This window comes from Sphingobacterium sp. B29 (assembly GCF_001952815.1).
GTDB classification, from domain to species: Bacteria; Bacteroidota; Bacteroidia; order Sphingobacteriales; family Sphingobacteriaceae; genus Sphingobacterium; species Sphingobacterium siyangense.
Map to the genome: position 1 here is coordinate 6,117,254 of NZ_CP019158.1, position 13,091 is coordinate 6,130,344.

General features: G+C 40.8%; 10 protein-coding genes. 2 read left to right on the forward strand and 8 right to left on the reverse strand.

Translation table 11 applies throughout. The features are described 5' to 3' along the window. Window positions 1–70 precede the first annotated feature (70 nt). The 7 genes from BV902_RS26115 to BV902_RS26140 all read right to left on the reverse strand — a co-directional run bounded on the left by BV902_RS26115 (window position 71) and on the right by BV902_RS26140 (window position 9,850). The gene (locus tag BV902_RS26115; RefSeq protein WP_075994393.1) at window positions 71–1,510 is read right to left on the reverse strand and encodes a hypothetical protein; all 1,440 of its coding nucleotides are present in this window, start codon (window positions 1,508–1,510) and stop codon (window positions 71–73) included. A gap of 76 nt (window positions 1,511–1,586) precedes the next feature. Next, on the reverse strand, window positions 1,587–3,056 hold the full coding sequence (locus tag BV902_RS28420) for a M64 family metallopeptidase (protein WP_250637950.1): 1,470 nt from the start codon (window positions 3,054–3,056) through the stop codon (window positions 1,587–1,589). Window position 3,057: 1 nt separating this feature from the next. Beyond that, complete coding sequence (locus tag BV902_RS28425; protein ID WP_250637951.1) at window positions 3,058–3,306, reverse strand: M64 family metallopeptidase; 249 nt, start codon at window positions 3,304–3,306, stop codon at window positions 3,058–3,060. A gap of 216 nt (window positions 3,307–3,522) precedes the next feature. After that, complete coding sequence (locus BV902_RS26125; protein WP_070570223.1) at window positions 3,523–4,383, reverse strand: helix-turn-helix domain-containing protein; 861 nt, start codon at window positions 4,381–4,383, stop codon at window positions 3,523–3,525. 65 nt (window positions 4,384–4,448) lie between these two features. Further along, window positions 4,449–5,651 carry a DUF4369 domain-containing protein gene (locus BV902_RS26130; RefSeq protein ID WP_075994394.1) on the reverse strand — a complete coding sequence of 401 codons (1,203 nt, stop codon included), beginning with the start codon at window positions 5,649–5,651 and terminating at the stop codon, window positions 4,449–4,451. Continuing rightward, window positions 5,638–7,977 (reverse strand): glycoside hydrolase family 95 protein, encoded by a 2,340-nt coding sequence (locus tag BV902_RS26135; protein ID WP_075994395.1) that lies wholly within the window; start codon window positions 7,975–7,977, stop codon window positions 5,638–5,640. The genes BV902_RS26130 and BV902_RS26135 overlap by 14 nt, the downstream gene beginning before the upstream one ends. Then, on the reverse strand, window positions 7,967–9,850 hold the full coding sequence (locus BV902_RS26140; RefSeq protein WP_075994396.1) for an alpha-L-fucosidase: 1,884 nt from the start codon (window positions 9,848–9,850) through the stop codon (window positions 7,967–7,969). Before BV902_RS26140 ends, BV902_RS26135 begins: the two co-directional genes overlap by 11 nt. Before the next feature lie 592 nt (window positions 9,851–10,442). Between BV902_RS26140 and BV902_RS26145 the strand changes: the two genes are divergently transcribed. Next, window positions 10,443–10,931 (forward strand): META domain-containing protein, encoded by a 489-nt coding sequence (locus BV902_RS26145; RefSeq protein WP_075994997.1) that lies wholly within the window; start codon window positions 10,443–10,445, stop codon window positions 10,929–10,931. A 145-nt stretch (window positions 10,932–11,076) separates the two neighbouring features. Here the strand turns inward: BV902_RS26145 and BV902_RS26150 are convergent, their stop codons facing one another. Next, window positions 11,077–11,664 (reverse strand): hypothetical protein, encoded by a 588-nt coding sequence (locus BV902_RS26150; RefSeq protein ID WP_157626247.1) that lies wholly within the window; start codon window positions 11,662–11,664, stop codon window positions 11,077–11,079. A gap of 224 nt (window positions 11,665–11,888) precedes the next feature. Here BV902_RS26150 and BV902_RS26155 point away from each other — a divergent pair, with 224 nt between their 5' ends. Then, window positions 11,889–13,061 (forward strand): trans-sulfuration enzyme family protein, encoded by a 1,173-nt coding sequence (locus BV902_RS26155; RefSeq protein ID WP_075994398.1) that lies wholly within the window; start codon window positions 11,889–11,891, stop codon window positions 13,059–13,061. The last annotated feature ends 30 nt before the right edge of the window (window positions 13,062–13,091 follow it).

The following is a 13,091-nucleotide window of genomic DNA, read 5'->3' on the forward strand; positions in this document are numbered from 1 at the left end:
GTGTCCATTGCTGGACACCTTTTTGTTTTAATAGATGTAGGGCGGCTAGATGCTAAGTACAATAACTGTGCTAGTATTCTATCACAATATGATCGTCCCAATGTTCGTTCTTCACGACCTGAAAGCCCAAATTCCCATTGGCAGTCTCCAGCAATTTGCCCTTAAACTGTATTTGAACATTATTTCGGATTTCGCTTCCCAGTTCAAATGTACGCAGTAATTGGCCGTCTTTGAAAACTCGAAACTGATACCGAATAACCTTGTTATCAAGATAATAGCCCATAAATTGGTTAAACGAAAAACTTTGATCAGCTACCGTAAAATGTGGGACAACAGTCAACACACTTTTATCGAACTGATCGCTACTTCGCGTCATAAAAGGATAATAATGAAATACAGGATGAAGTTGCTCCACCTGAATACTATCAATTGCGCTCAGATCTTCGCTGTCTGTAAAGGTCAACTTGACCTCACTGTAGATCCGGTTTAACTTCAGTACCCGCTCTAGCGCCCCGTTAACCTCAAAGGTATCCCGACCTGCAAACAACTCCGCAGATTGTTCAGAAAAAGCATTCCTAGCATAAAAGTGTTCAAAATCCACAGCCTCTGCCATAATCAGCGGCAATATTGAATTTTTAGCAATCAGACTCAGATAATAGGTTCCATTCGGCAATTCAACATCGAAAGTTTCCTGCGAATTAAGTACGCCCGATTTGATCATGGCCTTCGATTTTGCATCGAACACATGATAGTAAAACTTGCTTGGTAAAGCGGCCGGGTTGACTTGTCCGTAAACCATTAAGTTATCCATCTTAAAGGTACCTGTCGTTGGACTGTAACCCGCTCCTCCATCCCTGCTACCCGCAAATAATGAAATTTTCAGCCAGAGCTCTTTGCTATTACCAAGAGGAATATTCGCCAACGATACACTCACAGGGATTTTGGATGAAAGTGACACATTCGATGGATACTTGATTGTGTCCGAGAGCGCCAAAAAACTATTCCCCTCATCCAGCGAATAACTCAAAAGCAGCGCCCTTGGTCCTGTACTCGAACTATTGCCATCAAACGTCCAGCTGCCTAAGGATTGAATACCTTTGGTAGGGATTTTGATTAGGATCTCTTTCCCGCCCTTAAAACTTATGGCTTTTCCCGTTGCGGGCCAACCGCTCAAAAAATCATAGTCTGTCTTTCCATTGTTGTAATCGATCAAAACAGCGGCATCGAGTGCGCCTTCTGGAACAGTGTTGCTATTATCAAACGTCCAGTGGTACAGCAATTCGTTTTCGGAAGCAGCTCCGCTCAGCGCTGCTCGTTTTGCCGTGGTTGATTGTTTTTTTAGAGGAGTAACAATCGCTTCAAAATCCTTGACTTTGAATTTTACCGCATGAATTGTTTCATCGTTTTCATCGGGAAGTTTTGCATGCTTTTTGCACGAAGGCATTGCGGCTAAAACCAGGATGAATACACATGAAAGAATTCCCCAAGTTGACTTGGATTTTCTTTTCATAAATATAAATGATTTATAAGTTAATTAACCGGCAGACTAAAATTAACTTATAAATCATTTCACTCCAACAGTATAACTAAAAAGTTACAATCGTTTTCTCACTTTTACAAGTGGTCTCTTTATCTATTTTTTGAACGTATATCTTTCCAGAAGAGGTTGTTAATTTCATTTTAAGCACATTGTTCACCCCTGTTGGACGTACATACTCGCCATTAAATTCGTCCCATTCATAGATCGGATTACCTTCTTCGTTCAACCAGATATAGTTATAACGCGCATCGACTTTATCTTTTACCGTCAATTGTACTGTGTTTTTCTTCTTGTCGATTTTAACCTGAATATTCTTTGGCTTATCAATTTTGTCCAATATGTTGATGTAAACTTTTGTTTTCTCGGAAACCCGGTCATCCCAAATACCACGGACGAGGTATACTTTTGACTCCACAATATTTTGCAAAAAAATATTATTGCCCGTCTCTTCCCAAAATCCTGTGGCGGCATCATACCAGCGATATTCAAGTCCGGCAATAGGATGCTTTACTGTAAGCACCTGAGCACCACCATAACAGGTTTCCAATGTATCGCCCCATGTGGTCGATGGTTTCGCTAAATCAATCAATTTTACCTGATTAAATGTCCATACAACCGAGTCTCGATGGTTGACATAGGATGGATTACGTAATAGATTTGTCGTATCTTGAATCATCACCTTCAAGGTATTCGCTCCAACGCTTAGCATTCCCGGATCAAGGTAAATCGAATCAATGTCGGTCGCAATTGTTTGATCATTCAACAACCAGGACATTTTAAAGGTGTTCGGAGAAGGTTTTGCCAGACGTAGCGAAAACTTCTGAACACTATCTAAGGTAATCGGGTTATCGAGGGCAGGTTTTACCTGAATAAATGGACTTGACTTCTTCTTGATGGAAGCAACAAATTGCTCTTGACAAACGGGACAAAATGGAGCTACCAGGTATTGCATTTTACAATATTCATGTGGTCTAAACCAGTTAGAGGGCGAACCTTTACCACCATAAGAGTAAATACCAACTCCGTCTTTTCCAAGCCAGTATTTCCAGGGGACCTGCTTTGCATCTGCCGATTGCGAGCGGTTTACAGACTCAATAGCATATTGATTACCAGCCCAATACTCATCCGCAAGCTGGGCAAAAGAATGTCCAATTTCGTGCACCGCGATGTCATTGCTCTTAAAATTAACAGTAGAAGTTGCCCATTTTCCTCCTGAACCACCATAAAATGGGGAATTGACCAGCACAACGACCTGTGTATAATTTAGGGTATGCATTTTCAATACCTCTTCAATACGATCATTTTTCTGCGGTACAACCAAACGATGTAAACCACCATTGTCAAAGCTGCTTCCAAAAATCGTGTTCGGATGAGCAATCGGAACAGCATGATCCCGTGTAAACTTATTGTAACGGGGGGGATATTTACTCAGATCGGTTTCACCATGTACACAGTCACCCGCTTTGCAGTCGTGCGCTGCACCAGATTCCTCGGATACCGTACGAATAGCAAACACATTAAAAAAAACTGCTGTATTGTTTGAAGGGTTCGATCGAGAAAAAATAGTTGGTAAACTGCTTGGCATCGGCAGCGTAGTCATCCAGCTGTGCTTTGGTGTAACCGTCCCCCAAAATGACCAAATTGACAATATGCTTATCCGTTCCTTGGTATTGCAGCGTATCGATCTTAAAAAGAGAAGATTGGGCCCGGAGCTGCAGCGAAGATATACATAAAACTAGGAGTGCAATAAATAGATTTTTATTCATCGGAATGGTTATCGTTAGAACTCAAAAATACCATTTTAGCACCTGCTATTTTTAAATTTTATTGACGAGTCTTTCTCCGATATTGTCAACAAAACCATTCTTCCGATTTCCGCGGAGGCGAGCCTACCAAAAATCAACGGCATGAGGATCCAGCTATAGCTCGGAAATCCCCATAGACTATTCCATTAAACGGCATAGTAACATCCGCCAAACAGCCTAGTCGCGCATACGATGTTCCTGTACATATTCACTCGGCGAAAGTTTGGTTATTTTCTTGAACACCCGATTGAAATTGACAACATTGTTAAACCCTGTTTTAAAAGCGATATTAGAAACACTTTCCGAAGATTCGTCAATCAACATTTTACAGGCGCGTTCAATCCGGATTTCATTGAGGAAGGTAACATAGGTTTTCCGGGTATGTTTCTTAAAATACTTGCAAAATGCGTGTGGTGTCATGTGTGCTACCGCAGCTATATCTTCCAAGGAAATCTTGTCTCCAAAATGCTGGAAAGTATATTGGAATATTTCATTGATTCGCAATCCTTCGGCATCTGAGAACTTCTTTTGTGGAATACCTGTATACAGCGAAGTCCATTGATCCACTTTTTTACTTAAAAAATTAATCAGCTTCACAAACGAGAGGAGACGATCTATGCCCGCACTCACGTTAATCTGTACAAATTTTTCTTTCAACGCGACGGAGTGCTCTGCATCCAATTTTTTACTGACGTTGATGTGTTCCAGGAAATACTTGACATCATCGAATTCAGGAAAATCCAGAAAGGGTTTAAAATGTTCGTAGTCGAAAAAAATATGGATGGCATGAATGCCATCCCTTATATCTTCCCCCGTTTTGAACATATGCGGTTCATCCGCATCAACGATATAGATCTCGTCCTCTTCAAAACTATGTGTAAAGTTGCCAATCATAAAGGTTCCCCGCCCTTTCAGGATGTAGGTCAGTTGGATTTCCTTGTGTCGGTGATAGTTGCTATAGAATGAAGGCAGAATGTCTTCCTGCACACAAATAGATCCTTGGTAAACAACCGGAACTGTAAATTGAACGACTTTCATTATGTATTGAAATAACAAATATTAAACAGTTAATTCAAATATAAGATTTTTTAAGACAATAATCGTTAATTTTTAGCAAGAAATTCCTTTACCTTCCCTAAAAACTGTGGCATTGCTGGATCCTCACCACTCAAGGATAAAATTTGGAAGGTCTGCGGATTTATCCATAGATAACTTGGCGTACGATCTATACCAAAATCATTTTCCATCGTTGCCTGGTCATTATAATTCAAAAAATAACTCTGTTTGCCGAGGGCCAGCTCCTTACTTGATTTGATCCATTTATCCAGATCCTTATCCAGCGAAAAATAGATAACCCTTACCCCCATAGCGTTTAACTGAGATTCTTTTTTCCGTAACATTTCCATATCGGCCTTGCTATTTGTATTGGAAGTTCTCCAAAACGCGGCAATCAGCATTTTAGCCTTTGAAATATCCTTTAAATTCAAACTATCCCGTTCCACATTCATGGGGCTAATAGCAGGAAATACAGGCATATTTTCATAGAAGTCTTTCACCCTATCGACCTTTTCGCGGGCAAATTTAAAATAAGGATGCTTCTGCAAATCCGTATTAAAACTCAGCAATGCGGCATCGAATTTTTTATAATTCGTCTGATCCAAGGAGATGTATTTAAAAAAATAAGGCAATACTAAGGATGAACGGTGGGTACTATCGAGAATAAAATCGGCGTATAGTGTGCGTGGATTAAATGCGGCATTGCCGCTTAAGCGCTGTATTTCATCCACTGTTTTCTCATAGGAACCATCATTTCTCGCAGCCATCGAAGGCAACTGACTCTCCAGCTGCCTTACCCGTTGGCTTTTATTTGCTGTTTTATTTTTTTCCTCCTCTTCACGCTGTTTATAGTTCGCATTGAACTGTATGAAATCCTTGGCATTCTGCGAAGAGGTTGTCAAGGTAAACTTGCCCTGATTTTCACTCAGATCATAGTCACTCCCGCCTTCGACAAATAATGTATAGGCCTCCATACCCTTTATCTGAATATCATAAAATCCGGCCATGGCCAATTCGCCTTCCAAAACAAATTGCCCATTGGCAACCTGCGTTTTTACAAATTGCTGCAGTTTATTATCGTGATCGACGAGGCTCACCTGAGTCCCGTCCCCGGCAGTGGTTTTTCCGGTTATCTTATAGCTAAAGCTATTCAACAAGGCGGCTGTCTTCGCCGATTCGGACTTTTGTGTACAGGCTATCGTCCCCAAGGCCAGCACAGAAATCAAGCAAAAATAGTTAACGAACTTCATAATCTTTATAGTTTCCGTTTTCAAATAGACGAAGCTTTCCTTTTTTACCTTTAATCTGCACGGCGGAAACCTTTCCATTTTCCCATTTGATGTCTACGGTATAGTTTCCACGGGTTTTAAGTCCCTTAACTTCACCCTTTGACCAGGCTTTGGGTAGAGCAGGTAATAGATGGATATAACCATTGTGGCTCTGTATCAACATCTCGGCAATTCCGGCTGCACCGCCAAAGTTTCCGTCTATCTGAAAAGGCGGATGCGCACAGAACAAATTAGGGTAGGTACCTGCCCCGACTCCCTGATAGGTTGTTTCATTGGTAAAAGCGGGCTTAAGCAACTGCCTTAGAATTTCGAGTGCATGATCACCATCCTGTAATCTCGCCCAAAACAATATTTTCCATGCTCTAGACCAGCCGGTTCCTTCATCACCACGTACAGCTAAAGTCTTACGTGCTGCGTCAGCCCATTCAGGTGTCGTCTGTGGCGAGATAAATGCCGCGGGATACAGACCATATAAATGTGATACATGTCGATGTTTAGGTTCAACTTCCTGATAGTCCTCGAGCCATTCCATTACGCGCCCCGATGGGCTAACGACTACAGGCGGAGGGACATCCTTCAGCTTCGCTTTCAAGGCGCCGGCAAAACTATCGTTCGTCGCAAGGATAGAATCAGCTTTGATCACCGCCTGGTATAACTCACGTACGATCTGGTTATCAATGGTAGGTCCCATCACAACCGCAGCAACTTTTCCATTGGCCATTCGGAAAGCATTTTCCGGCGACACCGACGGTGAAGTGACCCACCATCCTGTTTTAGGGTCCTGAACCAATGTATGATCGTAGAACTCTGCAGCTCCTTTGAGTATCGGATAAATCTCTTTGAGGTAATTTTTATCTCCGGTAAACAGATAATGTTCCCAGAGATGGTTACATAGCCAGCCTGATGCCGTACTCGCTCCCCAGGAAGCCTGCTCACCCGGAGCGGAATACCCCCAGATATTCGTCATCATATAGACCACCCAACCCGGTGCGTTATAGTAAGCCTTTGCTGTCTGCTCGCCAGTTTTTGCAATCCGCTTTATCATTTCAATAAAAGGCTTATGATATTCGCTCAGGTTATTGACCTCCACGCCCCAATGATTCATCTGTGCATTGATATTGAGATGATAGTCACCATTCCAAGGTGTATTGATCTGATTAGCCCATAGTCCCTGCAGATTTGGCGGCAGAGAATTTGTATTTTTAGGAGCAGCACTTGAAATATTCAAATACCTTCCATACTGATAATAAATCGTGGCCAGATCAGGGTCCTGAACTGGATTTTTATAGAAATTGGCAATCCGTTCATTGGTAGGGATAGCGTTATTCGCCTTATTTCCAAACAAATTAAGATTTACCCGATTAAAGATTTCTTGATAGGCAGCAAGATGGTTTTTATATATTTTCTGTTCGTCAGCAGTTTTTGCGGCTGCAACAGCCGCTTTGACAACAGGTAAAGGATCCTTCCCATAATAGGAAGTACTTGCTGAGAAATAGACCGTGAGACCGCCTTTTGCAGACAGCTCTAAGGTTTTATCTTTTTTGCTGATCTGCAGATTTTTACCTTTAACCTGAATTAATCCAACGAATTTCAGATTTTTACCTCCCTTTCCATCAGGCAAAGATCCCTCGATCAGAATCCCATCGTCCAACAAGGTATAACGATCAATATTTTCCTGGCGCTGGAATGATATGCCTAACTGCTGTACCTCATCATTATGTTGACTTAATTGGATAACACCTACATTATTGTCAAAAGAAGTATAATAACGACGTTGGAACTGTTGTCCGTTAATCCTGAATGAAGTTTGTGCCGAGGCTGTCGCTAAGTCCAAGGAACGCTTGTAATCTTTGATCCTTCCCGCGGGCAATTTATAATCCAGTAAAAGGTCGCCGAATAGCTGATAACAGCCATAGGGAACCTTTGCACCATTACCAAAACCAGACCCCTTGCCTTTGGTCACAAAAGTTTCATTGACCAGTTTTTCGGCTTCATCATTTTTACCAGCTTTAAGCAGTGCCTGAATGGCTTCAACATTTTTGTAGGCTTCATAATTATTGGGATCTTCTGGACTGCCCGACCACATACTGATCTCGTTGAGCACGATTTTTTCCTGACTAGGATTTCCATCTGGCATCATGCCGATGAGTCCGTTTCCTAATGGCAAAGTTTCTTCCCAAACCTTCGCGGGCTTATTATACCAAAGTACGAGTGGATTTTGTTGGGCAAAAAGCAAAGTGGTATGACATATACATACCACGATAAGCATTAAAAATTTATTTGCCATACAATTCAAGTTCCGCTATGGCCAATTCATTGCCGTCGATAAATTGTTTTGGTTCAAATTTGATAAACTTGGTTGCGCTGTTCGTATCAAAAAACACCTGTTGCAAAATTGGATTTGCCTTAATATTGGAAAACTCGCCCTCTTTAACAAGGGTCCATGTTTTCCCGTCGGTACTGGTTGATATTTTATAATGTGTTGGTGTCCCTATGTTCTTTCCATCCTGACGAGGAAGGAAGCCGATACCAGAAACAGGTTTGTCTGTAGCGACAACGATTACACCTTGATCGGCAACAGTCGCATAAGTACTTGGTTTTCCGTCAGATATATAAGCATTATTATTGGATCTACCTGTCGAAATCTTAAATCCAGTCAGCTTTTTCACCTCTTTGGTATTAAATGCAAAGGGCTCGTTATACTCCTTGAACAATCCAAAATCACTGAGCGTAATCGCTACAGGAGCATAAACATGAAGACGTAGTTTACTTGCAGTTTGAGGTTGCTCGATTTTGATGAGGCGGTTTGCGCCGATACTTGTTGCTTTGGCCAAAGGCTTCCAGCTGTCATTTTCCCAACGTTCAATCGAAACACTATCGATACGTTGTCCCAACTTAATATTCTCTCTTAACTGGATAAGGTCGAACTTAGCAGCGGATTTTAATTTTATTTCCAATGTTGCCGATGTTTTGGAATCGTCTGTTGCCCAATAGCTATAGCGGTCGTTATCGGTAATAAATGAAGTACCATAGGATTTTGAATCACCATTACGGACATTGGATGCCGTGATGGTTGCTCCCTTAGCCAGATTTGTACGGAAAGTTTCCTTCACTTTTTTCCCAAAAGCCTGCAGCGACTTCACATCATTCTCATGTAATGTACCAGAAGGCATCGGTGCTAAGCCAAGATTCATGCATGCTCCTCTTCCAACGGATTTTAAATAGATCTCAAAAAGCTGATTTGGTGTTTTTACACGGCTATCTTGTTCTTCATGATAAAACCATCCCGGACGTTGTGGCACGTCACATTCAGCAGGTATCCAATATTTACCATTACGGTCACCTGTTTCGGCATTATGTGATTCTGTCGCTCCGGGAACAGCGACTTTTCCATTTAAGCCAATCGGCGTAAATGTTGCCCATGATGTTTCGGCAGCAAATCCTTTCTCATTACCCACCCAACGCATATCGGGACCGATATCTGAGAAAATAACGGCTTCAGGCTGTAATTTTCGTACAATAGGCCAAGTTTTCTCATGCCACTCATAGTAAGTTGTTCGATCGATGATACGCTTCCCTTCATGGCCACCATAAAAGCCGTCACCACCATTTGCTCCATCATGCCACGAGGTAAACAAAGAGCCATAATTGCTCATCAATTCGGTCAGTTGCTGTCTGTAGGCATCTGCATAGGCCGGTGTGCCGTAACGTTCATCGTGACGGTCCCAAGCAGAAAGATATACACCAAATTTCATCCCATTCCGATGGGTCGCTTGCATAAAATCTTTGACCATATCACCTTTTCCATTTTCCCATGGTGAAGAAGCGATACTATAGGATGTTGTCTTGGTTGGCCACAAACAGAATCCATCATGGTGTTTTGCCACACTAATTAAGCCCCTGAAACCACCTGCTGCCGCTGCCTTAGCAATTTGATTTGCATCAAAGGCCGAAGGATTAAACAACGAGGGCTGTGCATCACCATAACCCCACTCCTTATTTTGGAAAGTTGTCGGCGTATAATGAATCAAACAATACGTTTCCATCTCTTGCCACTTTAATTGACGCTCGGTTGGCAGAGCCCCGTAAGCTTTTAAAGTATCTGATTTGGCTACAGGCCCGCTGGAAAGTAAAATGGAGGATAACAAGATTGTCAACATAGTCTATATTTATGTGCTAGAAAATTAGGTTGTAAAGCCCTAAGATAAGAAGTTTTGCAAAATGCTGTATGTAACATTTGCGTACAAAACCGACCGATGCTCAGCTCCAATAGGATAAATCCCAGGTCAAATCGTATTTTTTGTTTTAATCAATCGATTGATTAAAACAAGAATTCCAATTTATCAATGGTACTATTTACAGCCAGTTATTTAACTTTTCGTATACCGGCATAAGCGATTTTTTATCTTCAACACCAAAGAAAAACATGCTTTACCTCGATTGATATGCTATATCAAACCAAAACTGTCCTTTTTTCACCCTAATTTCCCCAAAAATCAGATTCTTTCGCTTGTCGGTCAAACAAAAATCATCCATAAGTTATTAATAGAGGATAAAGTAGTTAACAGCATTCAAATAGATGCTCCATTGGGCTATACCTGAGATTGGCATGATAATTATAAGTATAGGGCAGAAAAAGGAACGTTTTTTCTAAAAGTGTCTGTCTTTATTGACCAAAAAGAACCTTCAGGTTGTTTTCATGGTTTTTGATGCTGAAGAAATAATGAAAGTTTAATATTATTAAAAATGATTATGAGAGGTAATTTAATGATTTTAGCGGTTGCATTGGCGTTTTCAACAATCGCATGTAACACAACTGGAAAAAAAGCTGAGGCAACAGGTAGCGGCGACACTGCGACTACGGTTCAAAAACCAAGCACAGTGGACAATGCGTCTCTGGAAGGCACCTGGGAACTTAAATCCCTGACCACACCAGAAACTGCAGGAAAACAACTTAAGGATTTATTTAAGGACAAAATTCCAACATTGACTTTCAATACAAAAGACCACAAAGTAGATGGTAACAACGGCTGTAATGGTATTGGTGGAACTTACGAAAGCGAAAAAGGCAATTCGATCAAAATCGGTGATAAATTGGTTTCAACCATGATGCACTGTGAGAATGCGGCTTACAACGAATTTATGAATGGTTTAAAGTCTACGACAAACTTTGATGTACGGGATAATGAATTGACATTTATTTCTGGAGATATCGTCGTGATGCAATTCGTCAAAAAATAAGTTAGTTTAATGATATAAGAGAGGCCGGTACATATACCGGCTTTTTTCATTTAGGAGTCGAGGTTATCCACCAGGTTATGCTTCGGATAACATTCACAACTATTGATTCATCCCAAAGCATAAAGTTTAATAGTGTTATGTTTCATTAATTGAAAAGGCTTGCGTCCCATTTTTTCTCATTGGGCGCAGTTCGTTGGCCATTTTCAAAGATCGTCACAGTAGTTTTTTTCAAATAATTATTTTTGGACAGTGCCCTCGGCATAAGATCTTCAAGTACTGTAAGTCCTCTCACCTTATTTTCTTGTGTATCATAATTACTAAATATTTCTACTGTCTTGGAGGTAACATAGGAAAATTCAGATACAATACTGTCCAAATTTTGTTTTTGATTAAAATAAAACGTCCTGTCGGTATATAATTTACCATCAACATATCGATATTCTTTTTTCAACTGGTTCCCCTCATATTCATAGCTATAGAAATTAGTGGGGACATCTTTTTGAACGATTGTTCTTTCAACAATCAACTTATTCCGATACAATAATTCATGCGTTTCAGTAAAAGCCATCATTGCATTGGTACTCTTTTTTTTCAATATTGCTCGATTGCCACTTAAGTTAACATCCCAATAAATTTCATCGGTAAAATAAGGCTTGTAACCTGTTGCCAAAGGTAATGGCATCACATCACCGGTAATGCGCGTAAGTTTATTCCCTTTATAGGCCAGTTTCATCTCGCTCAATGGAGATATTAGCTCTCTATCTATATAAGAGTTTAAATAAAAAATCGCAATTTTTTTTTGTTTGTTCCCTAAGTCCATTTCTCCTTCCTTTGAACAGGAAAAGCAAAGCACTAGGATTATAATACAAGGCAAAAGCCAATTTTTTTTTCATAAAATGGGTTATTTCGATGCTAATTATACAAATATAAAATTTTCATCTCGTACCTTTACACATCATGAAACAAGATCAATCTAAAATCATACGTGAACAGGTCGATCGTTCAGCACTTCGCGAACATTCGACTCCTTTATACCTTACATCAAGTTTTATCTTCGACAGCGCTGAACAAGGTCGGGCGGTCTTTGCTGGCGAAGAGGATGCAATGATTTATTCCCGCTATGCCAATCCAAATACTTCAGAATTCATCAACAAAGTTTGTATTCTTGAAGGTGCAGAAGCAGGATTGTCTTTTGCATCAGGTATGGCAGCAGTATTTGCCTCCTTTGCAGGAATTATCGAAAGTGGAGACCATATCGTTTCTTCACGTGCAATATTCGGTTCTACACATCAGTTATTTACAGAACTCTTCCCACGTTGGGGTGTTACAACAACTTACGTAGACGCAGCTAATCCGGAAGAATGGGAAAAAGCGATTCAGCCAAATACGAAAATCATCTTTTTAGAGTCACCTTCTAACCCTGGTCTGGAATTGGTTGATTTGGAATGGTTGGGTAAATTCAAGGAGAAATATCCTCATATCATTCTGTCGATCGACAACTGCTTTGCCACACCTTATCTTCAGAAACCGATTCAATATGGATTTGACCTGGTTATCCATTCGGCGACCAAATATATGGATGGACAGGGTCGTGTTTTGGGTGGAATTGTTGTCGGGAAACAAGAGCTAATCGATAAATTGATGTTCTTTATCCGTCATACAGGCCCCGCATTATCGCCATTCAATGCCTGGATCATATCAAAAAGTTTAGACACGTTGGGCATCCGTATGGACCGTCATTGTTCTAACGCATTGGCTTTGGCCGAGGCATTGGAAAATCATGCGGAAATTGAGGATGTAAAATATCCATTTTTACCAAGCCATCCACAATATGAGCTGGCCAAGAAACAAATGAAAGCTGGTGGCGGTATTGTAACCTTTGTTGTCAAAGGTGGTTTTGAGCGAGCAAAAGCCTTTGTGGATCATTTGGAAATGATTTTATATACCTCTAATTTAGGAGATTCAAGATCAATCGCAACGCATCCAGCCTCCACCACACACTCAAAATTGTCGGAAGATGAACGCCTGAACTTAGGCATCAAACCGGGCAGTATCCGCCTGTCTGTGGGTCTGGAAGATCAACAAGATATCATCAACGACATCTTGCAAGCATTAGAAAAAACAAAATAACAACAAGAAGACATATTAAATAAAAAAGCC

Bases quoted from the DNA above. Each gene is read 5' to 3' on its own strand.
- BV902_RS26125 (WP_070570223.1), bottom strand. From the start codon at position 4,383: ATGAAAGTCGTTCAATTTACAGTTCCGGTTGTTTACCAAGGATCTATT.
- BV902_RS26130 (WP_075994394.1), bottom strand. From the start codon at position 5,651: ATGAAGTTCGTTAACTATTTTTGCTTGATTTCTGTGCTGGCCTTGGGG.
- BV902_RS26135 (WP_075994395.1), bottom strand. From the start codon at position 7,977: ATGGCAAATAAATTTTTAATGCTTATCGTGGTATGTATATGTCATACC.
- BV902_RS26155 (WP_075994398.1), top strand. From the start codon at position 11,889: ATGAAACAAGATCAATCTAAAATCATACGTGAACAGGTCGATCGTTCA.
- BV902_RS26115 (WP_075994393.1), bottom strand. From the start codon at position 1,510: ATGAAAAGAAAATCCAAGTCAACTTGGGGAATTCTTTCATGTGTATTC.
- BV902_RS26140 (WP_075994396.1), bottom strand. From the start codon at position 9,850: ATGTTGACAATCTTGTTATCCTCCATTTTACTTTCCAGCGGGCCTGTA.
- BV902_RS26145 (WP_075994997.1), top strand. From the start codon at position 10,443: ATGAGAGGTAATTTAATGATTTTAGCGGTTGCATTGGCGTTTTCAACA.
- BV902_RS26150 (WP_157626247.1), bottom strand. From the start codon at position 11,664: ATGAAACTGGCCTATAAAGGGAATAAACTTACGCGCATTACCGGTGAT.
- BV902_RS28425 (WP_250637951.1), bottom strand. From the start codon at position 3,306: ATGAATAAAAATCTATTTATTGCACTCCTAGTTTTATGTATATCTTCG.